Genomic DNA, 26,987 nt, shown 5'->3' on the forward strand with positions numbered 1-26,987 from the left:
ACTTGCCGCTCAAAGTCTTTCGAATTTGAATTGATCGGCTGAAAATCAAGGAATCCAACATGATCAACGACGTTAACGCGGCGGCCGACAAGCCATGCGCTGAGCACCTGAAGTGGGAGGCCGACACGGCTGCCTGGCGAAAATCCGAAAAGGTCGCTGCCGAAGAAATGGCGCGCCAGGACGAACGAGCAGCAAAGCTTTTGAAAGGCCTGCGTAATGGCGATTAAGAATGACTATAGCGCAGGAACTGTATCGGTCTCTGCGGGCGGCACCGTTGTTACTGGGGTTAGTAGCATGTGGGTCGCGGCTGACATCCAGCCAGGTGACACATTCAAGGTCAAAAACCTTGATGCGATTATCCTATCCGTCGACAGCAATACGCAAATAACCCTCCAAGAGGCCTGGACTGGCGGAGCTCTTGCTGCGTCGGCATATGCCATTCGCTACCAACCGGATGGCAGCAGGTATAGTGCGGCAGCACGCGCGCTGATTGAGATGCTTGGTAATGGAAATCTTCAGGCCTTCGCTGGGCTGACCGGCGCCATTAACAAATTCCCCTATTTCATCGGTGCGGGCGCAATGGCACTCGCCGATTTTAAGGATTGGGCCGTATCGTTCTTCAGTTTGACACCAGCGGCTAATAAGCTTGCCTATTTCAACGGATCCACCACTGCCGCGCTGACCGACCTAACCGCCGCAGGGCGCGCCTCGCTCAATATCACAGGCACGCCAGCGGCCGATAAGCTGCCTTATCTTACAGGCTCATCCGGAGCCGCTCTTGCTGATCTTACGACTGCTGGTAGGGCTCTGCTCGACGATGCCGATGCAAGCGCGCAGCTAACGACGCTTGGCGTCTCTACTTACGCAAAAACCCTCCTCGACGATGCCAACGCTGGAGCGGCGCAAACAACGCTTGGGATATCGACGTTCGCCAAATCAATATTAGATGACACAACAGGGGCGGCGATGTTCGCAACCATGGGCGGAGTAGCGTCAGGTGGCGGCGCAGGCTCGCAAACCTTGCCTTCGGGAGTAGTCATCAAGTGGGGGACGGTGGTAGTCACGACCAACGCAACGGGGACCGCAACGGTGTTATTTGCTACCGCGTTTCCGGGCGCCTGTTGGGCGTGTACAGCGGTAGATGCAAGTGTATCAACGGGTCGCTATCTGTCACTCCTCGGTGCCGCATCTCCGTCGGGGTTCAATGCGCAATCGCCGATCCTGGGTGGCGGCATTGCTGTCAGCTACATCGCATTAGGAAACTGATCATGATGGTCGCAACGTTCAACGATGAAAACTTTCCGATAGGTTTCTATTCTGAAGAAGTTCACGGCAATCGTGTTCCACCTGAGGCTGTCGAAATCACAGACGAACAGTGGATCGAGCTTTATACGTATCAGGGCGCGCGGAAGTTCGAAGATGGTGCCGTGATCGAATATACGCCCGAGCCTGTCATTCCCGATCGCGTGTCACGCAGGCAGTTTCGCTTGCAGCTTATCGATGCTGGATTACTGAGCCAGGTTGAGGCTTGGATAGCCACTCAGGACATCCGCACACAAGCGGCCTACGCTGACAGCGGCACCTTCCTGAGATCCGATGAAATGCTTCAGGAAGGATTCGCGGGTCTGGGCTTCACGGTCGAGCAGGTCGATGCGTTCTTTATGGAAGCGTCTGCGCTATGACACGAAAAACCAGCACAGAGCCGACATCGATGCAATCCCAGAAATGATGGTGAACACGTCCAGAATTGAAAATTGCGTCAAATTTTTACGCATATAACACACTCCTTCTTCAGGTACCCGGCCTGCCTTTCACATACGCACAACAACGATAGGAGGCCGGGTGCCGACACAGTGGGCACTATGGTCAGCCGTTAAAGGGTGCGCCTGCATGGTTAACAAAAGGTGAGGCACGCCCCGACTAAGCCCTGCGCCGCGGCTTGCTCTTGTTCCACCGGAACGACTTGCCCGTCGGCGGTCCACGTTCCGGCTCATCGACATAGTTTCCAGCTTCCTTGGCCGCCTGAATGAAAGCAAAGCGCGCCGAGCCTGGCGACAAGTTGCCCTCAAGGCAGGCCAGTAGAGCGTGCTTGGTGGCAGATAGGATTTCGCTTTCTTCGATCGGCCAATCTGTGAGAACCATTTCTGCGGCTTGAAGTGCCGATGTGATGACACGCATCCGGCCTGGGTGGCTTGTCATGATGCGAACTTCTTTAAAATGCCGTTCTTCCATCGCGTGGAAACGGTAGATAGCCCAACTCCGTTCCGCAATCTGCGATAGTCAATATTTATTAAGCCACTGCTTTGAGGTCTTGACCTGATGGGAATCTGTTCTCATTTTGTTCTCATGGCAAATCACAGCATCACAGACACGATCGGCGAGCTCATAGATGACAATGGCTACACGCTGACCGCGCACTGCGGAAACAAGAAATGTGGCCGTCACGTCTCTATCGATCTAGCGAAGCTTGCGGAGAAGCTTGGACGCGACCACGGCGCCATGGCAAAGGACTTGCTGCCCAAGATGCATTGTACGGTCTGTAAATCGCGGTTCTCCGCGATCAGCTTGAGTCCTAAGAATACTGGAGGGTTTTGAGCCCCATTATCTCAAATGGTACTTAATATGAACTTGTATTCTCGATCGGCCACGTCCTTACCCTTGTAAGTGATCATTTTGCTGCTTCTGGCAGCCTTCTTCATGTGAGATTGAAGCGTCCGTGCGGTCGTATCATGGAAGTACTCGCCAACCTCCTTCATCACGTCGGCGTGGGTATCGCTTGCACCGCAGTCCGGACATTTGAAAATACTGTCCTCGGTCGGCTCGGTCGGCCCTTGGATTGGAACCTTACACTTGCCGCAGAGCACTTGCGCATTCGCTGTTTTGTCTTCTTCATTCACGATATGACAACTCCTCTAGTCACAGATTGCAATACGCTATGCTGTTTTGTCCGCTGAACGGTGACTTTATTTGGAACGTCCACCCGCTGCGAAATGCCTTGCCTTTGTCGCGCATCATGCCAGCAATTTTGCCGCAGAGGTCACGTGCTTCGTCGCTGTTCATATCAATTGTTGCGGTTACGGATGAATTCCATCCGGACACTTCACAAGGCGCGCTAGCCAAGCCTGTTTTGTCCATCACTGCGCAAAGGTAGTAAGCACTATTTACGCTGTCATCATCAGCGTATGCGGCAACAGTTGCACAGCAAGTCAAAGCAGCCGCAAGCGTAGCTACTTTATAGAGATACGTTTTCACTTCTGATTTCCCCACTTTGATGAATGCAATCTATGCGTGCGCCCCCGGAGGAACGCAAGTGTATATTACCGCTCGGCGCGTCGACGTGGTTTCTTTGCTGTGAGTTTGCGCAGTTTCTCCATCAGTCTCGCTTCAGACGGGAATACGTGTGCGGGTCTTATGTTGTCTCGTGCGGCCACCCTCATTACTTCCCAAATATCAGTCAGATCCTGTTCGCTGAAGAAAAGGTCTCGACCATGTGCTGAGCATAGACCTTGTCTGCGTGCCAAGCGGCCCAGCGCATTGGGCTTCATCCGCAGTTTTTCGGCTGCTTCGTGGAGGGTATAGATCGGGGGTAGGGTCATGATTTGGCTCGACGTGCATCGTGTTCACGTCGCCATTTTTGGAGCGGCGTTTCCGCATTGTCGTTTTTGGCTATACCCGCCATTGTATCCAGCTTGGCATCGATCGCGCTCTTGTCCCAACGACGTGTGCCAGGAACCGGCTTCGGCATCGTGCCCTGGCGTACCCAATCGGAGAACGCAGACGGCTTCAAACCGCAATAGGCGGCGGCCTCTTGGCGAGTAAGCAGGCGTTTGTTGGCAGTCATCCCACCACCCCATGCATCTGGTGATATTCTTTTGTAGCCGCATCCCTGCGACTGTCTATGTATCCAGCCAAGTCCAGAATATGCACGCCTTTGTGGCACTTCTGACTGCCCTCCATTCGGATAATTGGAATGGGTAGTTCGCCGAGGCTAGCCTTCCGCAAGAACTTATCTGGCGGTAGGTGGCTGAAGTAATCACGGCAAATCAGGTCCAGCGGAATGACTGCCATCGGCCCATACTGCGCCATCAAGAAGAACAGCGTGTTGAGCGACTGGGGCTTTGAATCGTAGCTTAGGTTTTTCATATGACCGAGGCTAAGCGGGGGAGGGCGCTATAGTCCAATAGGTCGACTTATATTCACAACTATATTGCAAAATAGTTGGATTCAGTTCTCTCGTTTCCAACCTATGCGATAACCGAAATCAAAGCCGTGGCTAATGCCACGACCAGAACGATCGCGATGAGGGCAGAGATAACCACAGCAACCGCGCGGATTCTCTTCTGTTGACGGGCTCTGCGCCCGTTCAGTCGTAGCCGGGATGGATGTTCAAGGCTGCCGTTCTTTCTTGAGACGCACGCCAACACCCTCACCATTCTCAGGAACGAAGATTACGCCGGCAGTCTCGAGTGCAGCTTGGATGGCTTGCATGGTGCTCACGCGAGGATCCGTGTCACCTCGCTCAATATTTTTGATGCTCATCTCAGATACGGATGCAGCCTTCGCCAAATCCGTTTGTTTCCAGCCAATAAGTGCCCTGGCTGCCCTTATCTGAGCGCTCGTAATCATATCCTTTACATAAAGCAGGATGAACCTCACGGCAATAAAAATAACCGACACGGTTATATTTGCCCTTGACGGTTACAAAAATAACCCTTACGGTTAGTGTTATAGACCTTAACAGCAACCAAGGAGATTGAAATGACCAACGACACTGACAGACAGCACGGCATTCCACTCGCACAAATCTTCCACCAGCGCGCGGTCCTGATGACTGCTGCCTGCGACCCCGCTGGATATCCAGACGCCGTCATGGACTCGCTGATGAATACGGTCTCCCTTTTGGACGAGACAATCCTTTCCACACCCGCAAAGGACTACAGCGACATCGCAGCTAAGTTGCGGCTGGCGCTCTACTACGCCGAGGACAGGGAAGTGTGGGAAACTCAAGCTCCTGACTTCCTGCGGGCCATCTCAATTGAGTGGACGCGCCTTAACAACGAAGAGTTTGCCGCGATCGGCGCCAAGCCACCGTATTTGATCGCAGCCGAATAGCCACCACAGCCCATCCTCCCAAGATGGTCAACCAAGGAGAACCACATGAGAAGAGCCCAGACTAGAAGAAGACGCTAAAACGGGTGGCCACCCACATTACATGGCTCGTTAGCTCAGCCGGATAGAGCGATCGGTTTCTACCCGATAGGTCGAAGTTTCGAATACTTCACGAGTCGCCAATAGGGGCCGCTGAACCACCAGCGGTCCTTATTTTTTGATCTGCTAACACTATAGAGGTCATAGATTCGGTTTCCCCGTTGGCAGCGGCGTTGGTTGTGTGCGTGCTGGATTGGCAGAAACTAAACACCAGAAGAGGAGGCGGCTATGCGCGCTGAAAATGACAACGACCCGTTTGCCCGCCTTCCGCTATTCGCCAGCGACGCGGCAATTGCAGAGGCTATCGTAGGCAAGGAAGCCGCACCACGCTGGCTAAAGGAACGATTGCCGACGATATCAGAGAAGCCTGGCTTCCCGCAGATCGACGCTTTTCACGGCGGGCGCGCCGTTCCGCTCGTGCGTGTTTTTTATCAGAGCTATCTTGGGATCACGGTTGGATCTGGCGGAATGCCTGATCGAGGGGAGGGCGAATGGAAAGGCCGAAAGCAGTAGGTCTTAAATGGATGAAGCGTGCGTCTGGTCACGTACCCGTTTGGGTTGCCGACGAGGCGGATGTTAAGCGCGGCTATAGTCCAAAGACCGTCAATCTCTCATTCATACAAGACAGTCCAGAAATGCTAGTAGCCAAGTGCAATGCACTTCAGGCGGATATGCTGCTATGGCGGACAGGATATCGCCACGACCCGCTCGCCTTCGATGGCACGCTTCGCTCACTGTTCTCGACCTACCAACGAGATGAGGAAAGCGCTTTTCACAAGCTAAAACCTGGTTCGCTTGTCCCGTACAAACATTACCTTACCAAGCTCGAGGAGCACATAGGTCCGCGGCGCGTCGATTCCATAATGGGCATTGATGTGATTCGCTGGCACAAAATCTGGAGTGATGGAGACAGGCACCTTGCGGCAGCAGCGACTTGCCGAGCCATCCTTGAGGCGGCAGTGCGCCATGGCATCCTGCGCCGTTTTGACGGATGCATTCAACTGCGTGAAATCCTAAAGACCGCCCGATCGGGATTGCCGCAGCCAAAGCGTCGTGAGACGGTTCTTACAGCCGCGGAAGCCATTGCGGCCAGAAAAGCAGCGCACGCTGCTGGCAGGCCATCCTCGGCACTCTTATACGCTTTGGTCTACGAGACAACGCTGCGGCTTTGGGATGTTGCCGGCCAGTGGTGGGCTATCGACATGGATGGTGTCTCAGACGTGCTTGACGTTCAGGCTGGATTGAAATGGTTTGGTCTGCGATGGGAGAATGTCGACGAGAATCTTTTGTTGAAGTTCACCCCATCGAAGACCGCGAACACGTCAGGCAAGTCGATCGCATATCCGTTGTCGAAGGCACCGATGGTGTTGGAAGAAATGGCCCATTGGCCCCTCGACAAGCGCACAGGTCCCATGATCGTCTCAGAGACCACAGGCCTGCCCTACAACTCCCGGGCCATCACAGACCGATGGGCAGAGGATAGGGAAGCCGCTGGCATCGATCCAAAGGCGTGGGCTCGCGATCTTAGGGCCTCCGGAATCACTGAGGGCAGGGCATCTGGTGCAACAACCGACGACGCCGCAAAGGTTGCCGGCCACAGTGGAACGCGCACGACATCAGCGGTTTACGATCGTGCAACAGAAGAAGCAGCAGACCGCTTCGCAGACGCTCGGTTGAAGGGCCGAGAACAGAGCGGTAACGGCAGCGGTAACGGGCGGTAACGCGTCCGTTCCAATGCCTTGATCCTTAACATTAATTAACTGAGGCGGCTTTAACCGCACCTTAAATCGCCGCATTTACCCTGCAACGGGGCGCTTTCAAACTATTCGGGCTCATCGGGCGGGACTTCTCATCAATGGCATCACGCGACAAGGGCAGACAGCGCATTGAGCCGGGGTTCGGTACGGGCCGCCGTTCGGGCGATGATTTGCGCGCAGATCCGGAGGACAGGCCTGTGGCAAAACGCAAGACGGCACGCAAACCGGCTAGATCGCAACGAGGCAGATCGCGCCGCGCCCGCAGCAGCGGCGGGTTTTTCGGTGCACTGCGCCGCCTGGTCTATTGGTCATTCGTTCTGTGCATCTGGGGCGGTATCGCTTTGGCGGGTACTGTCATTTACTTCGCCGCGAAGATGCCGCAGACGACCACATGGGCCATTCCCGATCGTCCGCCCAACGTCAAGATCGTTTCGGTCGAGGGTGATCTGATCGCCAATCGCGGCGCATCCGGCGGCGAGGCGATCAGTCTGCATGACATGTCGCCCTATCTGCCGGAAGCTGTCGTCGCCATCGAGGATCGCCGGTTCTATTCGCATTTCGGCGTAGATCCCATCGGCTTTACCCGTGCGATGGTTGCCAACGTCATGTCCGGGCGGCTTGTTCAGGGCGGATCGACCATCACCCAGCAGCTGGCCAAGAACCTTTTCCTCACGCCGGACCGCACCATTGAACGCAAGGTGCAGGAAGTCATGCTCGCCCTCTGGCTCGAGCAGAAATACACCAAGGATCAAATTCTCGAAATGTATTTGAACCGGGTCTATCTCGGTTCGGGTTCCTATGGCGTTGCCGCGGCCTCCCGGCGCTATTTCAATAAATCTGCCAAGGAAGTGACCCTGCCGGAAGCCGCATTGATTGCCGGGCTGTTGAAGGCACCATCGCGCCTGTCGCCTGCGCGTGATCCGAAAGCCGCGCGTGAACGGTCGCAGCTTGTGCTCGCGGCCATGCGCGAACAGGGCATGATCGGCGACAAGGAACTCAACTTCGCCATGAAACAGCCGGCAACCCGCGCCGCCTCCTATTGGAGCGGTTCGGAGCAATATGTCGCCGACCGGGTCATGGAAGACTTGCCGGATCTGATCGGCGATGTGCGCAGCGATGTGATCGTCGACACCACTGTCGATCTCGGGCTGCAAAAGCTCGGAGAAGCGTCGATCCGCGATCTGATCAGCAAGAATGGCGAGAAACTCAATGTCTCGCAGGGCGCGCTGGTTTCGGTGGACGGTACCGGTGCGGTGCGGGCGCTGGTCGGCGGCTATGACTATGCCAACAGCCAGTTCGATCGTGCCAGCGAGGCCAAGCGTCAGCCGGGCTCGGCGTTCAAGCCGTTTGTCTATCTGTCCGCGCTCGAGCAAGGGTTCACGCCCGAATCCGTACGCAACGACGCGCCAATCCGTATCGGCAACTGGACGCCGGGCAACTTCAACGGCAAGTATTTCGGCAAGGTAACATTGGCCGAAGCGCTGGCGCGCTCGCTGAATTCCGTTTCGGCGCAGCTTGTGATGGAAGTCGGCCCGACGACAGTCGTGTCGACAGCCCACCGCCTCGGCATCGAATCGAACCTCACGGCAAATGCTTCACTGGCACTTGGAACATCGGAAGTCACGCTTCTGGAACTGACCGATTCTTTCGTTCCCTTTGCCAATGGTGGCTACAGGGCGCCGCCCTATATCATCCGCCGCGTGACGACCAATGAAGGCAAGGTCCTCTACCAGCACAAGAACACCGCTACAGACCGTGTCATCGATCCGCGCAATGTCGGCATGATGAATGCCATGCTGCGCCAGACAGTCGATACGGGTACGGCGACGAAAGCCAAATTCGGCTGGCCGGCAGCGGGCAAGACCGGCACCAGCCAGAACTTCCGCGATGCCTGGTTCATCGGCTATACATCGAACCTGACGACCGGCGTCTGGTTCGGCAATGATGACGGCAAGCCGACGAAGAAGATCACTGGCGGTTCCCTGCCGGCGATCGCATGGAAAGACTTCATGGTCGCTGCGCACAAGGGCGTGCCGGTGGCGCAGTTGCCGGGTGACTATCAGCTGCATCAGCAGGTCAATGACGGCAACGATATCTTGCCCTCTTCCGGGGTCGATCCCGCGGTGCCAGCTGGCGAGGGCGTGCCTTCCGCGCAACTCGATCCGGTCGGCCCGGTTCCTCCTGCGGATCTCGGTGATCAAACCGGTTCAACCCGGCCCGTGCCTCCCGGCGAGGTTGGCCACAAGGGCCGCAAGACGACGCTGTTCGATCTGATCATGGGCAATTGATTTGGATTTGTATACGTAGCGCCAACATTGCCGCCTTACCCTACTCCTTGTGGGGAGGGACGGAGCGACGGGGAGGGGCTTTTTCTAATTATATGGAATGGGCAGTGCGAGGTTGTTTAAAATGCCCCTCCCTGCTGCTGCGCAGCCTCCCTCCCCACAGGGGGGGTAAGGGCAGAGCCATTCCATCAATCCCGCTAACTCGTCAACGTCCGTTTCACCGCGACTCTCCATCCTGCAATCTTGGCTTTGCGCGTCTTGTCGTCCATCTTCGGCACAAACCGTATGTCGCGTTCCCAGGTCTTGGCGAAATCGCGCTTGCCCGGCCAGATGCCCGCCTTCGAGCCCGCCAGCCATGCGGCTCCGAGTGCTGTGGTTTCGAGAATCGTCGGACGATCCACCGGCGCATCGAGAATGTCTGCGAGACGTTGCATCGTCCAGTCGGAAGCGACCATACCGCCATCGACGCGCAGAACGGTCTTCGTACCGGATGACTTCCAGTCCTTGCGCATCGCATCGAGCAGATCCCGCGTCTGATAGGCAACCGATTCCAGAGCGGCGCGGGCAAATTCCGCCGGTCCGGTGTTGCGGGTAAGGCCGTAGATGGCGCCGCGCGCCTCGGCATCCCAATGCGGCGCTCCAAGGCCGACGAAGGCCGGAACGAGATAGACGTTCTGGCTCGGATCGGCCTGATCGGCGAGTTTGCCGGTTTCGGGCGCCGAGCCGATGATCTTCAACCCGTCCCGCAACCACTGTACGGCCGCCCCGGCAATAAAAATCGAGCCTTCCAGTGCGTATGTCGTCTTGCCGTTGAGACGGTAGGCAATTGTCGTCAGCAGCCGGTTCTTCGACAGCACCATATCAGTGCCCGTGTTGAGAACGGCAAAGCATCCGGTTCCATAGGTGGATTTGAACATGCCCGGCTCGAAACAGGCTTGCCCGATGGTCGCCGCGTGCTGGTCGCCCGCAACACCGAGAATGGGAATCGTAGCGCCAAAAATGTCAGCTTCGGCAGCGCCGTAATTTGCCGCGCAGTCTTTTACCTCCGGCAGCATGGCGCGAGGAATGCGGAGAATCTCGAGGAGCTCATCGTCCCATTCATTAGTCGCTATGTTGAAGATCAGCGTGCGCGATGCATTTGTAGCGTCAGTTGCATGCACCTTGCCGCCGGTCAGCCTCCAAATGAGAAAACTATCGACCGTGCCGAAGAGCAGTTCGCCGTTTGCGGCGCGTTTGCGAGCACCGGGCACCTTGTCGAGGATCCAAGAGAGCTTGGTGCCGGAAAAATACGGATCTAGCAGCAGGCCTGTCTTCTTCGTGAACGTCTTTTCGAGGCCCTGCTTTTTCAGCTTCTGGCACAGCGGCGCCGTTCGCCTGTCTTGCCAGACGATGGCATTGTGAATGGGTTTGCCGGTCTCCCTGTCCCAGACAATGACCGTCTCGCGCTGGTTGGTGATGCCTATAGCCGCAACGTCGCCTGCCTCTATCTTGGCGTTCTCGATCGCCACTTCGCAGGTCTTGAGTACGGATCGCCAGATTTCTTCCGGGTCATGCTCCACCCAGCCTGATTGCGGATAGATCTGTGTGAATTCCTGCTGGCTCTTGCCCACAACCTTGCGGTTCTTGTCGAAAACAATAGCGCGGCTCGACGTCGTTCCCTGGTCGATGGCCAGAATATATCCGTTCATGCTTCCCCCCTTGATCTGAGCGCCACGATATTGGCTTCGCCCGGGCGGATCAATCGTTGCGACATGATATGCCTCGAATTTTGCAATGCGATAAGCTATTGCTGGTGCAACGGAGTATTTCCATGACCAACGAAGAACCACGCAAGGTACTTGTCCTGACGGGCGCGAGCCGCGGTATCGGCCACGCCACTGTCAAACGCTTCTCGCGCGCCGGTTGGCGCGTCATCACCTGTTCCCGTCAGAGCTTCGACGATAATTGCCCTTGGCCGGCTGGTCCCGACGATCACATAAAAGTCGATCTCGCAGACCCCGCCGATGTCGATCATGCGGTGTCCGAAATCAGGCAGAGGCTCGCCATGGAGGGCGGTAAGCTCAATGCGCTGGTCAACAATGCCGGTATTTCACCGAAGAATAGTTCGGGCGCCCGTCTCGATTCCATCGAGACCCCCATGCAGACATGGATGAGCGTATTCCAGGTGAACTTCTTCGCGCCCATCATGCTGGCGCGGGGCCTCTTTGCCGAACTTGAGGCGGCACAGGGGTCGGTGGTGAATGTGACCTCGATTGCCGGCAGCCGCGTCCATCCTTTCGCGGGCACCGCCTATGCCACCTCCAAGGCGGCATTGGCATCTCTCACACGTGAAATGGCGTCAGACTTCGGGCCGCATGGCATTCGCGTCAATGCAATTGCACCGGGTGAAATCGATACGGCGATTTTGTCTCCCGGCACCGACAAAATGATCGAGCATCTGCCATTGCGGCGGCTGGGAAAAACGGCCGAGGTGGCTGAAACGATCTACTTCCTGTGCACCGAATCGTCATCATACGTGACGGGATCCGAGATCCATATCAACGGCGGCCAGCACGTTTAGAGCGCCGAAGCTTATCCTTCCCTTGGGGAGGGCCGCGGCGGGCGTGACCCATGTGCGTGGTTCGACAGGCTCACCATTAGGAAGGTGGAGATTGCAGGGCCGGGATATGAAGCGTGGTGATTAGCGTTGCAGCCCGCGAGCACCCTCACGGTGAGCCTGTCGAACCACGCACACGGGTCATGCATCTGCACTACCCCAAACTTGAAAATCTCATCCTCTCCCGCAAGGGGAGAGATAATCGGCATCGGCCGTCGCGAAAACCACTGCCCCAACTGTGTCCTGACCCCACAAAAAAGCCACGATTTCGCCACGAAATTCGGGATAAGTTTTGGCAGATTTGACGCAAGAATAGCTCGTTTTCACGCAAAAACGGAGTAAACCCGCACAAAGATTCGCTAGTTCTATTCCCAAAATGCTAAAGGAATAAGTTCTCAGCTGAGAACTTATTCCTTTACCCGCAACTTCAAACGTAGCGGTTGACGACGTTTTCCAGATATTCCTGGCGGCCGGAGCGTGGCTGCGGCTGCAGGTTGCTGTCATTGACCTGCTTTGCGATCTCTTCAAGTGAAACCTTGCCCGAGAGCATGTCCTGCGCTTGCGGTGTCGACCAGCCGGCATAGCGATCATCGACGAACCCGGTCAAAACCTTGTCCTCGACCATCTTCGCCGCTGCCTTGAGGCCCCGCGCGCAAGTATCCATGCCGCCGATATGGGCGATCAGCAGATCCTGCGGATCGAGCGACTGGCGACGCAGCTTCGCGTCGAAATTCGTGCCGCCGGACGTAAAGCCGCCAGCTTTCAGAATTTCGTAATAGGCGACGGCCACTTCAGGGACGTTGTTCGGGAACTGATCCGTATCCCAGCCAGACTGGTAGTCATTGCGGTTCATGTCGATCGAACCGAAAATGCCAAGCGCGGCTGCCGTGGCGATTTCATGCTCGAAGGAATGCCCGGCGAGGATGGCGTGGCCCTGTTCCAGATTGACCTTGACCTCTTTCTCGAGGCCGAAACGCTTGAGGAAACCATAGACCGTCGCGGCATCGTAATCATACTGATGCTTGGTTGGCTCCTGTGGCTTCGGTTCGATCAGGATCGCGCCCTTGAAGCCGATCTTGTGCTTGTAGTCGACAACGAGGCTCAAAAACCGCCCCATCTGGTCGAGTTCGCGCTTCATGTCGGTGTTGAGCAGCGTTTCGTAGCCTTCGCGTCCGCCCCAAAGAACGTAGTTCTCGCCCTTCAGCTTTTGCGTCACATCGATACACGTTTTCACCGTCGCGGCGGCATAGACAAAGACATCCGGGTCAGGGTTGGTCGCGGCGCCCGACATGTAGCGGCGGTTGGAAAAGAGGTTGGCGGTGCCCCACAGAAGCCTGGTGCCGGTCTTTTCCATCTTTGCTGCAAAATAATCAGCGATTTCATGCAGGCGCTTGTCGCTTTCGGCAATGCTGTCGCCTTCCGGGCGCACGTCGGCATCGTGAAAGCAGAAGTAGGGCGCGCCGAGGATCGAGAACATTTCGAATGCCACGTCTGCCTTGAGCTTGGCCCCATCCATCGTATCGTTGAACCAGGGACGCTCGAAGGTCTGTCCCCCGAACGGATCGCCGCCCGGCCAGACGAATGAGTGCCAATAGGCTACGGCAAATCGCAAGTGGTCCTCGAGCCGTTTGCCAAGAACGATTTCGTCGGGATTGTAAAAGCGATAGGCGAGCGGATTGGTGCTGTCCGGCCCTTCATACTTGACTGGTTTTACGTCGCCGAAAAATCCGCTGCTCATGATTGAACTCCTTTTAATGCTGGGTAAAGATTGTGGTAGCGATTGTACGCCGCGTCGAAATCGCCGATGAGATGGGCTTCCGGTTCGATCGTGTAGTCGGTCGCAGGCGCGGCGCAAATCGCCCGTGGGTCAGCTTTTTCTGCGGCGATCAATCCGAGGCGTGCGGCACCGAAAGCCGCACCGAAATCGCCGTCCGCTGGCACATCGATGGGGATATTCAGCGCAGTTGCGATGGCTTTAAGCCAATAGGTCGAGCGTGACCCGCCACCGACCGCGGTAACACGATCGAGCTTGGTGCCCGCCGCCGCAAGTGCGTTGAGGCAATCGCGAAATGCGAAAGCCACGCCTTCCAAGACTGCCTGTGTGAGGACCGCGCGGTCGCTAGCATGCTCAAGCCCTTGAAACGAACCCCGAATTGCGGAATCGTTGAGCGGCGTACGTTCACCGGAAAGATACGGCAGGAAGGTCACGCCAGACGGCGCACGCAGATCGTCGCCCAGTTCTCCGGTAAGTTCGGCAGGTTTGCGTGATGTAATGCCGGCGTACCAATTCAGGGCATCGGTTGCCGACAGGATAACACCCATCTGGTGCCAGGTATCGGGCAGGGCATGGCAGAATGTGTGAACCGCGCTCTGCGGATTTGGCAGATAAGAGCCATTGGCAGCGAAGAGCACGCCGGATGTTCCGAGCGAGACGAAGGCGTGGCCTTCGCCGACCGTCCCCATGCCGCAGGCCGAAGCGGCATTGTCGCCTGCTCCGCCGGCAACCACAACGCTGCTGCCCATGCCCCACCGGGAAGCGAGATCAGTCTTGAGGGTGCCGGAGACTTCGGTCCCCTCAACCAGCGAAGGCATGTGGCTGATATCGAGACCGGTTGCTGCGAGAAGCTCCGACGACCATGCGCGCTTGCCGACATCGAGCCATGACGTGCCCGCCGCATCCGACATTTCCGACACGTGTTCCCCGGTGAGCCACAACCGCAAATAATCTTTTGGCAACAGCACGCGGCGCAGCTTGGTAAACGTCTCCGGCTCGTTGTTCCTGACCCAGACGACCTTTGGTGCGGTGAACCCTGGAAAAACAATGTTGCCGCTCAGCGCCCGAAACTTCGGATCGCTGTCGAGTTCGGCAGCCTCCTTGTGGCTGCGCGTATCGTTCCACAGAATGCAGGGACGAAGTACCTGGTCATTGCTGTCGAGCAGCGTCGCGCCATGCATCTGGCCGGATAGGCCGATACCTTTGACCGCAGCAAGCTCTTTGGCGTGCGTGGTTTTGAGGGTCTGAATTGCGTCTTCGGTGGCCTTGATCCAATGCAATGGATCCTGCTCCGACCAGCCGGAATGCGGTCGTGAAATATCGAGCGTCCCGGTTCCGGATCCGATGACCAATTGGTCTTCGCCGATCAAGAGCGCCTTGACGCCGGACGTGCCCAAATCAAGGCCAAGATACATGGATTCTCCTCCTGAATTCTGTTCAAATTGCCCGCTTGATTGGCGTATCACCTGCGTCGCCTGGTGCAAAAACCTGTGTATCGAGGTGAAGCAGAGAAGTCATCATGCAGCCTTGCAGGATCAGCGGATGTTCATCCGGATAGCAACGTATACTCAACTCCTGCGCTGCTCCCCAGCCGGAGGTACCGGAAACAATATCGCGCAAGTCGTCTTCGATAAGGTCGAAAACAGCTGCGCCTGATCCAACCAAGGCCACAGGAATCGGGTCGATCAGGGAAAACAGGCTCCGCAAACCTGAACCTATTGCCTGACCTGCCTTGCGGAAAGCAGCACGTTCTTCGCCATCGCGGGTGCGGGCCCTGTTTGCAACCTCGTCATAGATTGCCGGATCCACATCCTGTGCCGGCTGGTCTTTCTCGTCCTGACCGGATGTCCTCCTCAAAATGGCATAGTCACTGGCATAGGCTTCGATACAGCCATGACGTCCGCAACGGCAAAGTGCGCCATTTGGTACATGCAACATGTGACCGAACTCCGCGGCGGAGGAGTGAGCGCCGAGAAAGGGCTTGCCCTTCAGGTAAAGTCCCATGCCGATCCCGTGGGATAGGAGGATTGCCGCAAAGTCCTCTGCGTAGTGCTCAGGATCAGTCCAGCGCAGCGCCTCGGCAATCATGTTGCAGTCATTGGCAACAGCGACGGTGACGTCGTATCGCTTCGAAAGTACCTCGCCGAAAGCAATGTTGATGTCCGGAGTGATCGGCGACCATAGCATGGTTGCTCTTGCCGCGTCGGTCACGCCCTGCACGCCCATCGAAATATGCATGAGAGGGCCCGCATTGGACGGACGGCTTTCGAGCAGATTGTCAAGCATCAGGCATATGGAATGGATCAGATCATCCGACTTTGCATCGAGTGTTGAAACGCGGTGGAATTCCTCGGCGATCATCTGGCCCTTGTAGTCGAACAGAACGGCATGAACGAGATTGAGCGCGAGTTCGACGGTCGCAACCGTCGCTACCGCCGGGTTCAGCGTTAGTGCCACCTGAGGGCGTCCACGCCGATTGGCGATGATATCGCCGTCGCGGCTCTCGGCTATAATTCCCTCCGAAATGAGCGCGGTCGTGATGGCGGAGACAGTGGACGGACTGAGGCCGGTCTGCGCCACGATGTCTGTGCGAGAAAGCAGTCCGTGACGCCGCAACGTAGCGAGCACAAGCCGTCGGTTCTGCCGCCTGACGTCGTCAGGACGCGCAATCTCATCTAGGAACAAACGATTTCCTCCCAAAAACCTGATTCCAGTGCACCACAATACCCCATGCGGCGCGGTGAGCCATGCTACGAAAATCTAAGTTGACACGTAAATGCTTTTAAGTCACTATTTTTTTCGAGCCTCGAATTAAAGGGGTTTGCGATGCTGGCCGGAGGTAAAGTGCCTGCATTCATTCAGTCAACGTGCTAAATGCACCGGGAGGGTTACCATGAAGAAATATGCAACCGCATTGGCGGGGGCAGCTGTCCTTGCTGTATCATTTGCCGGCCCCGTTGTGGCAAAGGACAAGATCGTCGGCGTCTCGTGGTCGAATTTTCAGGAAGAGCGCTGGAAGACTGATGAAGCCGCGATCAAAAAAGCACTGGAAGCCAATGGCGACAAGTACATCTCGGCAGATGCGCAGTCCTCTGCGTCCAAACAACTGACCGACGTTGAAAGCCTGATTTCGCAAGGTGCCAATGCCCTGATCATTTTGGCGCAGGATTCGAGCGCCATCGGACCTGCAGTCGAGAAGGCCGTTGCCGAAGGAATTCCGGTCGTAGGCTATGATCGCCTGATCGAAAACAAGGATGCGTTCTACATCACGTTCGACAACAAGGAAGTTGGCCGCATGCAGGCACGTGGCGTATTTGCCGTGAAGCCTGAAGGCAATTACGTCTTCATCAAGGGCAGCTCCGCTGATCCGAACGCGGATTTCCTTTTCTCCGGCGCCCAGGAAGTACTGAAAGAGGCCATAGACTCCGGCAAGATCAAGAACGTCGGTGAAGCCTATACGGATGGCTGGCTTCCTGCCAACGCCCAGAAGAACATGGAACAGTTCCTGACTGCCAATGACAACAAGGTCGATGCCGTCGTTGCCGCAAACGATGGAACAGCCGGCGGCGCTATCGCAGCGCTGCAGGCTCAGGGCCTTGCCGGCACAGTTCCTGTTTCCGGTCAGGATGCCGATTTCGCCGCACTTAACCGCGTAGCACTCGGCACGCAGACCGTGACGATCTGGAAGGATTCCCGTGAACTTGGGAAGCAAGCCGCAGGCATCGCCTCGGCCCTCGCAGATGGCAAGAAGATGGAAGAAATCCCGAACGTTCAGAAGTTTGCTGGCGGCGTCAACAAGGTTGAGGTCAACGCTGTCTTCCTCACTCCGGTTCCGGTCACCAAGGATAATCTCGACGTCGTCATCGACGCTGGCTGGGTGAAGAAGGACGTGGTCTGTCAGGGCGTGAAGGCAGGTTCAGTACCAGCCTGCAAGTAACATCGTTAAATCTGCTAAATTGAACGCCGCTGGTCCACTGGATCGGCGGCGTTTTAAGAAGACAATAAAACTGGGAGAGTTTAATGAGTGATCCGGCCATCAGCCTCGATCGGGCCCGTTCGTCGGAGCTCGGCATTGTTGCCAGATTCTTCAAGGCGACTGAACTTGACACCCGTCTTCTCGGCATGATCGCAGCGCTGGTCATTATCTGGCTTGCCTTCCAGTTTCTCTCGGGCGGTCAGTTTCTGACGCCACGCAACCTTTGGAACCTGTCTGTTCAGACATCCTCAGTTGCAGTCATGGCGACCGGGATGGTGCTGATCATCGTTACCCGTAACATCGATCTGTCTGTGGGCTCGATTCTCGGTTTTGTCGGCATGATCATGGGTGTGACACAAGCCGAGTTTCTGCCAAGGCTTATTGGTTTCGAGCATCCGGCCACATGGATCATTGCGCTTGGTGTTGGCGTCATCACCGGCGCGCTCATCGGCGGATTTCAGGGCTTTATCATTGCATTTCTGGGCGTGCCGGCTTTTATCGTCACGCTTGGTGGTCTTCTCGTATGGCGTGGCGCTGCCTGGTGGGTTACCTCGGGCCGCACGGTTGCGCCAATGGACTCGACGTTCCGTCTTATGGGCGGAGGCCCCGAGGGTTCAATTGGTGCATTCTGGAGTTGGGTTGTTGGCGTCGTCGTCTGTATCGCCATAGTCGGGATGATAATTAATGGTAGGCGCCAGCGTAAACGGTTCAACTTTCCCCGTCGTCCTGTATGGGCTGAAGCCTTCATGGCTGCCGTGGGGTGCGTTCTTGTGCTCGGCGCGGTCGCCGTTGCCAATGCATACTACTGGCCGATCGGCATCGTCCGTAAATATGCCGAAACCAACAACATCACAATTCCCGATGGGGGGCTGTTCATCTCACACGGCATTGCAATTCCGGTGCTGATTGCTGTTGCTGCGGGTCTCATCATGACGTTCCTGTCGACGCGCACCCGTTTTGGCCGTTACGTCTTCGCCATGGGTGGCAATCCGGAAGCCGCAGATCTTGCGGGTATCAATACGCGCTGGGTGACGATGAAGATTTTCATCATTATGGGGATTCTCTGCGCCATTGCGGGTGCCATTTCCACCGCTCGTCTCAATGCCGCAACCAATGCACAAGGCACTCTCGACGAACTCCTTACCATCGCCGCCGCCGTTATCGGCGGAACGTCCTTGGCTGGCGGTGTCGGCACCATCGCCGGCGCCATGATCGGCGCGGTGCTGATGCAATCACTAAGCTCGGGCATGGTTCTGCTCGGTCTCGATACGCCACTGCAGAATATCGTTGTCGGTCTGGTTCTTGTCGTGGCCGTCTGGCTGGACACAATTTACCGCCGCCGTACAGCTTGAGGGAGGAACAATCATGACCAACACACAAACGCCTCTCATCGATATGGAAGATATCTCGATTGCCTTTGGTGGCATCCGTGCAGTCGACGGAGCTTCGATCGATCTTTTTCCGGGTGAAGTCGTTGCGCTTCTCGGTCACAACGGTGCCGGAAAATCGACCCTGATCAAGATACTGTCGGGCGCCTACAAGCGTGACAATGGTACGATCAAGGTCAACGGAGAAGAAGCGGCAATCAACAATCCGCGTGATGCCAAGGCCTATGGCATCGAAACGATCTATCAAACCCTGGCACTCGCGGACAATGTGGATACGGCCGCCAATCTTTATCTCGGCCGTGAGTTGATGACGCCCTGGGGCACTCTCGATGACGTCGCGATGGAGCACAGCGCCCGCGAAGTCATGGGTAGGCTCAATCCACGATTCCAGCGTTTCAAGGACCCGGTCAAGGCACTTTCGGGTGGTCAGCGCCAATCTGTGGCGATTGCACGCGCGATCTTGTTCAACGCCCGGATACTGATCATGGACGAGCCGACTGCGGCGCTGGGACCGCAGGAAACCGCGCAGGTCGGCGAACTGATCAAGCAACTGAAGAGTGAAGGCATCGGTATCTTTCTGATCAGCCACGATATTCATGACGTGTTCCACCTCGCTGATCGCGTGGCGGTGATGAAAAACGGTCAGGTGGTTGGCACTGCCAAGGTTGGCGATGTCAATGAGGACGAAGTGCTCGGCATGATCATTCTCGGAAAGTGCCCGCCCGGTGCGATACCAGGCCCTGGCGCGGTAAACTAGACAACAAAAAAGGCCGCTTTGAGCGGCCTTTTTTGTATCACAAAACTGAAAATTCAGATCGACTCGACTTGCTGAACTTCCGGAACGAAATGCTTCAACAGGTTCTGGATGCCGTGCTTCAGCGTCGCGGTGGACGATGGGCAGCCCGAGCAAGCGCCTTTCATGTGCAGAAACACCGTACCGTTTTCATAACCGCGGAATGTGATGTCGCCGCCGTCCTGAGCAACAGCGGGACGGACGCGGGTTTCAAGAAGTTCCTTGATTGTATCGACGATCTCGGTATCGGCGCTGTCGAAGAATTCACCATCGGTCTCCCGCTGGGCGGTGTCAGCGATCTGGCTGACATTGGCCATGACCGGTGCGCCGGACATGAAATGCTCCATGATCGCACCTAGAATGGCAGGTTTGAGGTGCTGCCACTCAGGGCCCTCGCTCTTGGTGACAGTGACAAAGTCATAGCCAAAAAATACGCCGGTGACGCCCGGGACGCCAAAAATCTTGCCAGCAAGCTGTGAAGATTCGCCAGCACTTGCGGCGTCGCGAAAATCGGCGGTTCCTTCTTCAAGCACCACCTTTCCAGGCAGGAACTTCAAGGTCGCTGGATTGGGCGTTGCTTCGGTCTGGATGAACATGGCAGATCTCGCATATCTAGTTTAGAACTATTCAAATAGGCATATAGGCCTTTAAACCACTCTCTTCAAGTCAGGATTATATCACGTTTGGTCGACGTAATCAGGTAATCGCGTCGATATCCTCATCAGACAGATTATAGGGCACGACCGTAACTGGAATGGAAAAGGATTCCCGTCCTGCCAACGATTGAACCAGCGGGCCAGGTCCGTCCTTGCCGGAACCTGCCGCCAGGACAAGGATGGCGATATCCTGATCTTCTTCGATCAGCTTCCGAATCTCGTCGGATGTAATGCCTTCGCGGACAGCAAGTTCCGACTCGATCCCTATTGTTTCCCGGACGCTGGCGGCAAACTTGCTGAGCGTCGAATTGGCCCGTTCCTGGGCTTCCGCACGCATGATCTGTTCAACCCCGAGAAACTGCTGAAAGTCTGCTGAATCGATAACGAACAGCAGCAAGAGTACGCCGCCGGTCGTCTTGGCCCGGCGCGAGGCGTAGGCAACTGCACGCTCGCATTCCGGCGTCTCGTCAATGACGGCCAGAAATTTGCGGCGGTGGCCGGCTTCGCGGCTAAGACGTCTTGATACCATGTGCGCAACCTGCCCTAAGCATTGATCGTCCGCAAGGCTTTCCCTGGCGTAGTCTAGTTCTGCAGAAATCCGATAATATCACGGACATTGTGCATCGTCTTCTCTGCAAGAACGCTCGCACGCTCGCCACCATCTTTGAGGACGGCATCGACAAAGCCGGGGTCCGCAGAAATTCGCCGCATTTCCGCAGCGATCGGCGCAAGCTTTTCCACCGCGAGGTCAGCAAGGGCGGGCTTGAAGGTTGAGAATTGCTGTCCGCCGAAATCGCGGATCACGGTGGCCTTGTCGCTGTCGACCAATGCAGCATAGATACCGACGAGATTGTCAGCTTCTGGCCGATCCTTCAATCCTTCGAGCTCGGATGGCAGAGGTTCCGAATCGGTCTTGGCCTTCCGGATCTTTTTCGAGATCGTATCCACATCGTCTGTCAGGTTGATGCGCGAGAGGTCCGATGGATCGGACTTTGACATCTTCTTGGTCCCATCGCGCAAGCTCATGACGCGTGCTGCTGGCCCGCCGATGACCGGTTCGGTCAGCGGAAAGAAACTGGAAATCGTTTCATCACCCGATTGTGTTTCAACACCAAGCCCGAGTTCAGCGATCCGATCCGAAAAATCTGTGTTGAACTTCTGGGCGATGTCGCGCGTCAGCTCCAGATGCTGCTTCTGGTCTTCACCGACGGGTACGTGCGTGGCGCGGTAGACAAGGATGTCCGCCGCCATCAGGTTCGGGTATGCGAACAGACCGACGGACGCATTTTCACGATCCTTACCGGCCTTGTCCTTGAACTGGGTCATGCGGTTGAGCCAACCCATCCGGGCAATGCAGTTGAAAACCCATGCCAGCTCGGCATGCTGATGCACGCGGCTCTGGTTGAAAACGATGTTCTCTTTTGCATCGATGCCAGAAGCAAGGAAAGCCGCGGTGACCTCACGCGTATTGCGCATGAGTTCGGCCGGCCCGCCCCAGACGGAAATGGGAGGGGTAATCGCGTGCTGGTCCACAACACAGTAGATGCATTTGCTGCTTTCCTGCAAAGCAACCCAGCGACGGATCGCGCCGAGATAGTTGCCAAGATGCAGGTTGCCGGTAGGCTGGACACCGGAAAAGACGAGCGGTTCAAACGTGCTCATAAAATCGTCCTTGATCGTTCGGGGATCGGGCTTCTAAGGCTCCGACAGCAATGAAACCGAGCTTTTGGCAGAGGGAGACGCTCTATTCAAGCCCAATCGATACCAACCTTCATTTGAGCTCCAGCAGATCCCATTTATTACCGTAGAGGTCTTCGAACACAGCGACGCTGCCATAGGTCTCATGGCGAGGTTCGTCAAGAAAATGTACGCCCGCCTCCACCATCTTCGCGTGGTCCACCGGGAAATCATCCGTATGCAGAAACAGTGCGACGCGGCCGCCGGTCTGGTTGCCGACGCGGGCTTTCTGTCTGTCGTCATCCGCTTTCGCCAGCAATAGCCGGGTGTCAACATTCCCTGGCGCGACGACAACCCAACGTTTTGTTTCGGAAAGCGCCGTATCGTTGACAAGCGAAAAGCCGAGCACCTCTGTGTACCAGGCAATCGCCTCGTCATAATCGCGCACGACAAGTGTGATCATACCGATAAACCGGCTCACGACCCATCCTCAGGCGTTTTTGTTCCTCGTTTCACATTCCGGCGGATCATCCCGAAGCTGGCACCACCTGTCCCGAAAGCGAGCGCAAAGTAGAGGATCATCGACAACCCGACCAGCGATACGACTGCGACGGCTTGCGTGTGCAAAGGCGCATGCGGTTCAAGAGCCGGACCCATCCAGCGAATTGCGCAATAGAGTGCAAGGCCCATGAGACCGGCGGAAACAATCAGTCGTGGTATGCGGGTAAGCAGAGGGATGTCGCGCCCCCAATGTCCCCGCCAGACGAGGGTAATGAAAAGTAGAATTGCGTTCGTCCAACCGGCGACTATCTCGGCCGTTGCGATGCCGGTCTCTGCCATGATCGGAAATAGCGTCAGTGCGAGACTAACGTTCACAATGACGGCAATGGCCGCAAAGATCATCGGCGTGCGGGTATCTTCACGGGCGAAAAACCCCGGCAAGAAGGCTTTGATCAGGACGAATGCCGGGAGGCCAAGCCCGTAGATCGCCAGGATATTGCCGACAGTGTGCGTCGATGCGGTGGAGAAATTGCCGCGTTCGTACAGCATCCGAACGATCGGTTCGGACATCACCAACAGGGCGGCAGCAGCAGGAAGCGTAAGAAATAATGTGAACTCGACTGAGCGGTTCTGCAGGCTGCCTGCTTCCTTCAGATTTCCAGAGCGCAGCGCACGCGCCAGTTCGGGCAGGAGAACTGTCGCGACCGCTATGCCGACGACACCGAGCGGCAATTGATAGATACGGTCAGCATAGGCCAGAGACGAGATGGCACCCGATTTTGCTGAAGCGATGTTCGTGTTGATCAACAAATTGATTTGCGTGATGCCGCCAGTTACGGCGGCGGGGAAGGCCAGTATCAGGAGGCGTTTGACGTTGGCGGTTATATGGGGCAACCGGAATCCGATGGAAATGCCAGCATTACGCACCGCGAACCAGACAATGGCCAGCTGAACCACGCCGGAGACCATGACTCCCCAGGACAGTGCATAGCCTACCGCCCTGCCGTCTTGGCCCTTCCACCAGGCATAGCCGAGCACGCCGATGAGAATGACATTCAGGAAAACGGGAGCGATCGCCGCAGCGAAATAGCGATGCAATGAATTCAGCATCCCGCTCATCATGGCGGCGAGCGACATGCAGGCGAGGTAGGGGAACATGATGATCGCCATTGATACGGTGTTGTCGAACTTCATCGGGTCAGCCACGAAGCCCGGAGCTATGACGAAGCGGACGATCAGCGGCATTGACAGTTCCATCAGGATCGTCAGGCCGAGCAGCACGGTGAAAAGGACCCCGAATACCTCTTCGGAAAAACGACGCGCTCCATCGAGCCCATTGGCTTCGATTTCCTTGGCGAACAAGGGCACGAAAGCAGAGTTGAACGCGCCTTCCGCGAAGAGCCGCCGGAACGTGTTTGGAAAACGGAAGGCAGCATTGAAAGCATCGGCGACAGGTCCTGTGCCCAACGCAGAGGCCATCAGCATTTCGCGCGTGAAACCGAAGACGCGGCTCATCAATGTGCCGGATGCAACTGTTGCAAATTTCTTGACCAAGCTCATTCTATTCAGCCGTCATGAGGATGTTTTGCCGTTGCGGCTGGGCGGTCGTGATGTCTCCTTCGCCAAAGAGCGCAAGCAGCTTCTTACGGATACGATTCTGGCGTGTCGTATTGGTGATCTGGTGACCGACAAGATCGGTGACATAGAACACGTCGATGACCTTTTCACCGAAGGTCGTCACGTGTGCAGAGGCAATATCGAGTGAGAGGTCAGAGATAGTACCGGTTATCTCAGAGAGAACACCGGGACGGTCCAGGCCTTCCACTTCGATGACAGTGAATTTGTTGGACAGCGTATTGTTTATCTCGACACGCGGCGTGATGCGGAAGGCTTTGACCGCGCGCTTCGGTTTGGTGCGGCTTGCCAGCATCTCCGGCAGGTAGGACTTCCCGGAAAGCACGTCTTCGATCAGGCGGCCGACGCGCATGGCGCGCCGCCGTTCATCGTCGTCGGTCGGGAATTCGCGGCTTATAAGGATCGTATCAAGTGCGCGCCCGTCGCTAGTCGTAAAGATCTGCGCATCGACAATGTTGGCGCCGGCCCCGGCACAGGCACCTGCTATGATTGAAAGCAGGCGCGGGTGATCGGGTGACAGCACAGTGATCTCTGTTACACCCTCGAAATCATGGGTTTTTACCATGGTGGCGAGTGCTTTGCCGCTGGCATCGGTCTCGCGTACAAAATTGGCATGGCGAATCTGATCTTCGAGGCTGACGGTCAACAAGTAGTTTTGATAGTGCAATGCGAGGTATGACTGACGCTCAATCTGCGGCCAGGATGACAGCGCATTGTCGAGCTGCGTCCGGGCGTGATCGGTGCGCTCCTTGCGGGAGACTTCCGAAAATCCGCCAGTCAGCATCAATTCCGTTTCATAGAAGAGATTGCGTAACAACTGGCCCTTCCAGCCATTCCAGACTCCTGGCCCGACAGCTTTGATATCGCAGATGGTCAGAACCAGCAGCAGTTTCATCCGGTCGAGGGTTTGGACAATCTCAGCAAAATCTTCGATCGTCTTGCGGTCATTGAGATCGCGCGACTGCGCCACTCTACTCATCGTCAAATGCTGTTCGACGAGCCAGGCAACGGTTTCCGTGTCGGCCTGTGACAGGCCCAGACGAGGGCAAATCCGCCGGGCGATCCTCGCGCCGGCAATGGAGTGGTCTTCCGGCCTTCCCTTGGCAATATCGTGAAGGAGCAGCGCCACGTAGAGGACCTGCCGGTCTTTTTTCAAACCGGGCATGATCTGATTGGCAAGAGGGTGTTCCTGTCCAAGATCGCCGTGGTCGATTTCCGACATGACTGCGATACAGCGCAACAGATGTTCATCAACAGTATAGTGATGATACATGTTGAATTGCATCATCGCGACGACCTTGCCGAAATCGGGAATGATTTTGCCAAGTACGCCCGATTCATTCATTCGCCGCAGGATGAGCTCGGGGTTGCGCTCCGAGGTCAGCACTTCCAGAAAAAGCCTGTTTGCCTCGGGGTTTTCCCGCAGATCAGCTTTGATCAGCGACAGCGAACGCGACACCAGCTGCATAGCGTCGGGGTGGAACTCCAGGCCATGCTGGTCCGCCAGCCGAAACAGGCGGATTATATTGACGGGGTCTTTCCGGAAGACATCGTCATTGGCAATGGTGATGCGGTGATTGTCGACGACGAAATCACTGGTGCCGGGGAGTTTTCGCTTGCGGCGCGAAAAGGTGAGGAAAATACGGTTGAAACCAGGGACGTGCTTGGCTTGCTCTTCTTCCAGAGCGGCGCAGATGATCCGCGTAAGATCACCGACCTCCTTCGCGATAAGGAAGTAGTGTTTCATGAACCGCTCGACGTCTCGCAGACCGGGATGGGCGGTGTAGCCGAGCCGCCGGGCGATCTCGCCCTGGATATCGAACGAAAGGCGTTCCTCTGCCTTGCCGGTCAAGAAATGCATATGGCAGCGTACGGCCCATAGCAGATCTTCCGCCTTACGGAAGATCTTGTGTTCCGCACGAGAAAGAACCCCCAGGTCGACCAGTTCATCACTTGTCTTCACCCGGTAGTAATATTTTGCAATCCAGAACAGTGTATGCAGATCGCGCTGGCCGCCTTTACCCTCTTTGACGTTCGGTTCCACCAGATACCGCGTCTCGCCCGCCTTGCGGTGACGCGCGTCACGTTCGGCAAGCTTGGCCTCGATGAAAGCCGGCCCGGTACCCTTGACCACCTCGGCATCAAAGCGTTGCACCAGTTTGGCGAAAAGGTCTTCATTCCCGCAAAGGTAACGGGCCTCCAAAATGCTGGTGCGGATCGTCATATCGCCCAGCGACTGACGGATGGACTCATCCAGATTACGGGTCGCGTGGCCGACTTTGAGACCGGCGTCCCACAGCATGTACAGAATATATTCGACGACTTGCTCACCCCAGGGTGTCTGTTTGTAAGGTAGTAAGAATAGCAGATCGATATCCGAACCGGGTGCCAGTCCCCCACGACCATAGCCGCCAACCGCCACAACCGTCATCCGTTCCGCAGTAGATGGGTTCACAGCGGGATACACGTGGGTAACTGCGAAGTCATAGAGCGCAGAAATGATCTGATCCATCAGATAAGAAAGTCGGACAGAACAATTCGTCCCGCTAGCATCCTTCATCAGCATGTCTTCTGCCGACTTGCGACCCGCGATCAGCGTCTGTTTCACAAGCTGCAACACGTCGTTACGCTCGACGGTGGCAGTGCCCAGTTTGTTCGTTGACGTGACCAACTCTTCAAATTGGCGATGAAGTTTGGCCGGGTTGACGATCTGTTCCAGTCTCAGGTCTGAAGCGCTCATG

27 protein-coding genes and 1 tRNA gene are annotated in these 26,987 nt (G+C 56.3%); 12 read left to right on the forward strand and 16 right to left on the reverse strand.

All coding sequences use genetic code 11. The annotated features are described in order from the left end of the window. Nucleotides 1–59 precede the first annotated feature (59 nt). From C7476_RS28275 to C7476_RS28795, 3 genes are read left to right on the forward strand one after another with little or no spacing between them, the layout of a single operon-like run. Nucleotides 60–227 (forward strand): hypothetical protein, encoded by a 168-nt coding sequence (locus C7476_RS28275; protein ID WP_181872520.1) that lies wholly within the window; start codon nucleotides 60–62, stop codon nucleotides 225–227. Beyond that, complete coding sequence (locus C7476_RS19210; RefSeq protein WP_147274686.1) at nucleotides 217–1,266, forward strand: gp53-like domain-containing protein; 1,050 nt, start codon at nucleotides 217–219, stop codon at nucleotides 1,264–1,266. Before C7476_RS28275 ends, C7476_RS19210 begins: the two co-directional genes overlap by 11 nt. A 2-nt stretch (nucleotides 1,267–1,268) precedes the next feature. After that, nucleotides 1,269–1,682, forward strand: a complete 414-nt coding sequence (locus C7476_RS28795) for a hypothetical protein (protein WP_245426420.1) — start codon at nucleotides 1,269–1,271, stop codon at nucleotides 1,680–1,682. Between the two features lie 238 nt (nucleotides 1,683–1,920). Here the strand turns inward: C7476_RS28795 and C7476_RS19220 are convergent, their stop codons facing one another. From C7476_RS19220 to C7476_RS19255, 6 genes are all read right to left on the reverse strand, one after another. Beyond that, nucleotides 1,921–2,199, reverse strand: a complete 279-nt coding sequence (locus C7476_RS19220; protein WP_181872521.1) for a DUF982 domain-containing protein — start codon at nucleotides 2,197–2,199, stop codon at nucleotides 1,921–1,923. 407 nt (nucleotides 2,200–2,606) lie between these two features. After that, the gene (locus tag C7476_RS19230; protein WP_114431489.1) at nucleotides 2,607–2,897 is read right to left on the reverse strand and encodes a hypothetical protein; all 291 of its coding nucleotides are present in this window, start codon (nucleotides 2,895–2,897) and stop codon (nucleotides 2,607–2,609) included. A 19-nt stretch (nucleotides 2,898–2,916) separates the two neighbouring features. Beyond that, on the reverse strand, nucleotides 2,917–3,252 hold the full coding sequence (locus tag C7476_RS19235; protein ID WP_245426421.1) for a hypothetical protein: 336 nt from the start codon (nucleotides 3,250–3,252) through the stop codon (nucleotides 2,917–2,919). Between the two features lie 340 nt (nucleotides 3,253–3,592). Beyond that, a complete protein-coding gene (locus C7476_RS19245) occupies nucleotides 3,593–3,841 on the reverse strand; it encodes a helix-turn-helix transcriptional regulator (RefSeq protein ID WP_114431491.1) in 249 nt (82 codons plus the stop codon). After that, on the reverse strand, nucleotides 3,838–4,143 hold the full coding sequence (locus C7476_RS19250) for a pyocin activator PrtN family protein (RefSeq protein ID WP_114431492.1): 306 nt from the start codon (nucleotides 4,141–4,143) through the stop codon (nucleotides 3,838–3,840). Before C7476_RS19250 ends, C7476_RS19245 begins: the two co-directional genes overlap by 4 nt. Before the next feature lie 243 nt (nucleotides 4,144–4,386). Then, nucleotides 4,387–4,677: a helix-turn-helix domain-containing protein gene (locus C7476_RS19255; protein ID WP_245426422.1), complete on the reverse strand. Its 291-nt coding sequence runs from the start codon at nucleotides 4,675–4,677 to the stop codon at nucleotides 4,387–4,389. 81 nt (nucleotides 4,678–4,758) lie between these two features. Between C7476_RS19255 and C7476_RS19260 the strand changes: the two genes are divergently transcribed. The 5 genes from C7476_RS19260 (at nucleotide 4,759) to C7476_RS19280 (ending at nucleotide 9,253) form a co-directional block, all read left to right on the forward strand. Then, nucleotides 4,759–5,112: a hypothetical protein gene (locus C7476_RS19260; protein WP_114431493.1), complete on the forward strand. Its 354-nt coding sequence runs from the start codon at nucleotides 4,759–4,761 to the stop codon at nucleotides 5,110–5,112. 102 nt (nucleotides 5,113–5,214) lie between these two features. Further along, a tRNA-Arg gene (locus C7476_RS19265) sits at nucleotides 5,215–5,291 on the forward strand. 145 nt (nucleotides 5,292–5,436) lie between these two features. Next, nucleotides 5,437–5,721, forward strand: coding sequence for a hypothetical protein (locus C7476_RS19270; protein WP_114431494.1), 285 nt, complete (start codon nucleotides 5,437–5,439; stop codon nucleotides 5,719–5,721). After that, nucleotides 5,700–6,929: a site-specific integrase gene (locus tag C7476_RS19275; protein WP_147274687.1), complete on the forward strand. Its 1,230-nt coding sequence runs from the start codon at nucleotides 5,700–5,702 to the stop codon at nucleotides 6,927–6,929. The genes C7476_RS19270 and C7476_RS19275 overlap by 22 nt, the downstream gene beginning before the upstream one ends. A gap of 134 nt (nucleotides 6,930–7,063) precedes the next feature. Further along, nucleotides 7,064–9,253 (forward strand): transglycosylase domain-containing protein, encoded by a 2,190-nt coding sequence (locus C7476_RS19280; protein ID WP_114431496.1) that lies wholly within the window; start codon nucleotides 7,064–7,066, stop codon nucleotides 9,251–9,253. 194 nt (nucleotides 9,254–9,447) lie between these two features. Here the strand turns inward: C7476_RS19280 and glpK are convergent, their stop codons facing one another. Continuing rightward, the gene (glpK, locus tag C7476_RS19285; RefSeq protein WP_114431497.1) at nucleotides 9,448–10,938 is read right to left on the reverse strand and encodes a glycerol kinase GlpK; all 1,491 of its coding nucleotides are present in this window, start codon (nucleotides 10,936–10,938) and stop codon (nucleotides 9,448–9,450) included. 122 nt (nucleotides 10,939–11,060) lie between these two features. Here glpK and C7476_RS19290 point away from each other — a divergent pair, with 122 nt between their 5' ends. After that, nucleotides 11,061–11,810 carry an SDR family NAD(P)-dependent oxidoreductase gene (locus C7476_RS19290; protein ID WP_114431498.1) on the forward strand — a complete coding sequence of 250 codons (750 nt, stop codon included), beginning with the start codon at nucleotides 11,061–11,063 and terminating at the stop codon, nucleotides 11,808–11,810. A 463-nt stretch (nucleotides 11,811–12,273) separates the two neighbouring features. On the opposite strand, the gene xylA is transcribed toward C7476_RS19290, so the two are convergent. The 3 genes from xylA to C7476_RS19305 are packed head-to-tail and all read right to left on the reverse strand — an operon-like array spanning nucleotide 12,274 to nucleotide 16,305. After that, nucleotides 12,274–13,584: a xylose isomerase gene (xylA, locus tag C7476_RS19295; RefSeq protein ID WP_114431499.1), complete on the reverse strand. Its 1,311-nt coding sequence runs from the start codon at nucleotides 13,582–13,584 to the stop codon at nucleotides 12,274–12,276. Next, the gene (gene xylB, locus C7476_RS19300; RefSeq protein ID WP_114431500.1) at nucleotides 13,581–15,035 is read right to left on the reverse strand and encodes a xylulokinase; all 1,455 of its coding nucleotides are present in this window, start codon (nucleotides 15,033–15,035) and stop codon (nucleotides 13,581–13,583) included. The genes xylA and xylB overlap by 4 nt, the downstream gene beginning before the upstream one ends. Before the next feature lie 22 nt (nucleotides 15,036–15,057). Next, nucleotides 15,058–16,305, reverse strand: a complete 1,248-nt coding sequence (locus C7476_RS19305; protein ID WP_114431501.1) for an ROK family transcriptional regulator — start codon at nucleotides 16,303–16,305, stop codon at nucleotides 15,058–15,060. Nucleotides 16,306–16,513: 208 nt separating this feature from the next. Between C7476_RS19305 and xylF the strand changes: the two genes are divergently transcribed. The 3 genes from xylF (at nucleotide 16,514) to C7476_RS19320 (ending at nucleotide 19,741) form a co-directional block, all read left to right on the forward strand. Continuing rightward, a complete protein-coding gene (gene xylF, locus C7476_RS19310; RefSeq protein ID WP_114431502.1) occupies nucleotides 16,514–17,557 on the forward strand; it encodes a D-xylose ABC transporter substrate-binding protein in 1,044 nt (347 codons plus the stop codon). Between the two features lie 83 nt (nucleotides 17,558–17,640). Continuing rightward, the gene (locus tag C7476_RS19315) at nucleotides 17,641–18,948 is read left to right on the forward strand and encodes a sugar ABC transporter permease (RefSeq protein WP_114431503.1); all 1,308 of its coding nucleotides are present in this window, start codon (nucleotides 17,641–17,643) and stop codon (nucleotides 18,946–18,948) included. Between the two features lie 13 nt (nucleotides 18,949–18,961). Next, nucleotides 18,962–19,741 carry an ATP-binding cassette domain-containing protein gene (locus C7476_RS19320; RefSeq protein WP_114431504.1) on the forward strand — a complete coding sequence of 260 codons (780 nt, stop codon included), beginning with the start codon at nucleotides 18,962–18,964 and terminating at the stop codon, nucleotides 19,739–19,741. 53 nt (nucleotides 19,742–19,794) lie between these two features. On the opposite strand, the gene C7476_RS19325 is transcribed toward C7476_RS19320, so the two are convergent. The 6 genes from C7476_RS19325 to C7476_RS19350 form a co-directional block, all read right to left on the reverse strand. Beyond that, nucleotides 19,795–20,373, reverse strand: coding sequence for a NifU family protein (locus C7476_RS19325; protein WP_114431505.1), 579 nt, complete (start codon nucleotides 20,371–20,373; stop codon nucleotides 19,795–19,797). A 100-nt stretch (nucleotides 20,374–20,473) separates the two neighbouring features. Further along, nucleotides 20,474–20,962 (reverse strand): universal stress protein, encoded by a 489-nt coding sequence (locus C7476_RS19330; protein WP_114431506.1) that lies wholly within the window; start codon nucleotides 20,960–20,962, stop codon nucleotides 20,474–20,476. A 53-nt stretch (nucleotides 20,963–21,015) separates the two neighbouring features. Beyond that, nucleotides 21,016–22,095, reverse strand: a complete 1,080-nt coding sequence (gene trpS, locus C7476_RS19335; protein ID WP_114431507.1) for a tryptophan--tRNA ligase — start codon at nucleotides 22,093–22,095, stop codon at nucleotides 21,016–21,018. Between the two features lie 109 nt (nucleotides 22,096–22,204). Then, nucleotides 22,205–22,573: a VOC family protein gene (locus C7476_RS19340; protein ID WP_114431549.1), complete on the reverse strand. Its 369-nt coding sequence runs from the start codon at nucleotides 22,571–22,573 to the stop codon at nucleotides 22,205–22,207. Between the two features lie 14 nt (nucleotides 22,574–22,587). Next, nucleotides 22,588–24,171, reverse strand: coding sequence for a murein biosynthesis integral membrane protein MurJ (murJ, locus tag C7476_RS19345; protein WP_114431508.1), 1,584 nt, complete (start codon nucleotides 24,169–24,171; stop codon nucleotides 22,588–22,590). Nucleotide 24,172: 1 nt separating this feature from the next. Then, the gene (locus tag C7476_RS19350; RefSeq protein ID WP_114431509.1) at nucleotides 24,173–26,986 is read right to left on the reverse strand and encodes a [protein-PII] uridylyltransferase; all 2,814 of its coding nucleotides are present in this window, start codon (nucleotides 26,984–26,986) and stop codon (nucleotides 24,173–24,175) included. Nucleotide 26,987 lies beyond the last annotated feature (1 nt).

This window comes from Phyllobacterium bourgognense, assembly GCF_003337575.1.
GTDB lineage: Bacteria > Pseudomonadota > Alphaproteobacteria > Rhizobiales > Rhizobiaceae > Phyllobacterium > Phyllobacterium bourgognense.

Excerpts from the sequence above, each read along its gene's own strand:
- glpK (WP_114431497.1), bottom strand. The coding sequence starts at position 10,938 with ATGAACGGATATATTCTGGCCATCGACCAGGGAACGACGTCGAGCCGC.
- C7476_RS19220 (WP_181872521.1), bottom strand. The coding sequence starts at position 2,199 with ATGACAAGCCACCCAGGCCGGATGCGTGTCATCACATCGGCACTTCAA.
- C7476_RS19260 (WP_114431493.1), top strand. The coding sequence starts at position 4,759 with ATGACCAACGACACTGACAGACAGCACGGCATTCCACTCGCACAAATC.
- xylF (WP_114431502.1), top strand. The coding sequence starts at position 16,514 with ATGAAGAAATATGCAACCGCATTGGCGGGGGCAGCTGTCCTTGCTGTA.
- C7476_RS19350 (WP_114431509.1), bottom strand. The coding sequence starts at position 26,986 with ATGAGCGCTTCAGACCTGAGACTGGAACAGATCGTCAACCCGGCCAAA.
- C7476_RS19245 (WP_114431491.1), bottom strand. The coding sequence starts at position 3,841 with ATGACTGCCAACAAACGCCTGCTTACTCGCCAAGAGGCCGCCGCCTAT.
- murJ (WP_114431508.1), bottom strand. The coding sequence starts at position 24,171 with ATGAGCTTGGTCAAGAAATTTGCAACAGTTGCATCCGGCACATTGATG.
- C7476_RS19280 (WP_114431496.1), top strand. The coding sequence starts at position 7,064 with ATGGCATCACGCGACAAGGGCAGACAGCGCATTGAGCCGGGGTTCGGT.
- C7476_RS19250 (WP_114431492.1), bottom strand. The coding sequence starts at position 4,143 with ATGAAAAACCTAAGCTACGATTCAAAGCCCCAGTCGCTCAACACGCTG.
- C7476_RS19320 (WP_114431504.1), top strand. The coding sequence starts at position 18,962 with ATGACCAACACACAAACGCCTCTCATCGATATGGAAGATATCTCGATT.
- C7476_RS19275 (WP_147274687.1), top strand. The coding sequence starts at position 5,700 with ATGGAAAGGCCGAAAGCAGTAGGTCTTAAATGGATGAAGCGTGCGTCT.
- xylB (WP_114431500.1), bottom strand. The coding sequence starts at position 15,035 with ATGTATCTTGGCCTTGATTTGGGCACGTCCGGCGTCAAGGCGCTCTTG.
- C7476_RS19210 (WP_147274686.1), top strand. The coding sequence starts at position 217 with ATGGCGATTAAGAATGACTATAGCGCAGGAACTGTATCGGTCTCTGCG.
- C7476_RS19340 (WP_114431549.1), bottom strand. The coding sequence starts at position 22,573 with ATGATCACACTTGTCGTGCGCGATTATGACGAGGCGATTGCCTGGTAC.
- C7476_RS19315 (WP_114431503.1), top strand. The coding sequence starts at position 17,641 with ATGAGTGATCCGGCCATCAGCCTCGATCGGGCCCGTTCGTCGGAGCTC.
- C7476_RS28795 (WP_245426420.1), top strand. The coding sequence starts at position 1,269 with ATGATGGTCGCAACGTTCAACGATGAAAACTTTCCGATAGGTTTCTAT.
- C7476_RS19290 (WP_114431498.1), top strand. The coding sequence starts at position 11,061 with ATGACCAACGAAGAACCACGCAAGGTACTTGTCCTGACGGGCGCGAGC.
- C7476_RS19325 (WP_114431505.1), bottom strand. The coding sequence starts at position 20,373 with ATGTTCATCCAGACCGAAGCAACGCCCAATCCAGCGACCTTGAAGTTC.
- C7476_RS19330 (WP_114431506.1), bottom strand. The coding sequence starts at position 20,962 with ATGGTATCAAGACGTCTTAGCCGCGAAGCCGGCCACCGCCGCAAATTT.
- xylA (WP_114431499.1), bottom strand. The coding sequence starts at position 13,584 with ATGAGCAGCGGATTTTTCGGCGACGTAAAACCAGTCAAGTATGAAGGG.
- C7476_RS28275 (WP_181872520.1), top strand. The coding sequence starts at position 60 with ATGATCAACGACGTTAACGCGGCGGCCGACAAGCCATGCGCTGAGCAC.
- C7476_RS19270 (WP_114431494.1), top strand. The coding sequence starts at position 5,437 with ATGCGCGCTGAAAATGACAACGACCCGTTTGCCCGCCTTCCGCTATTC.
- trpS (WP_114431507.1), bottom strand. The coding sequence starts at position 22,095 with ATGAGCACGTTTGAACCGCTCGTCTTTTCCGGTGTCCAGCCTACCGGC.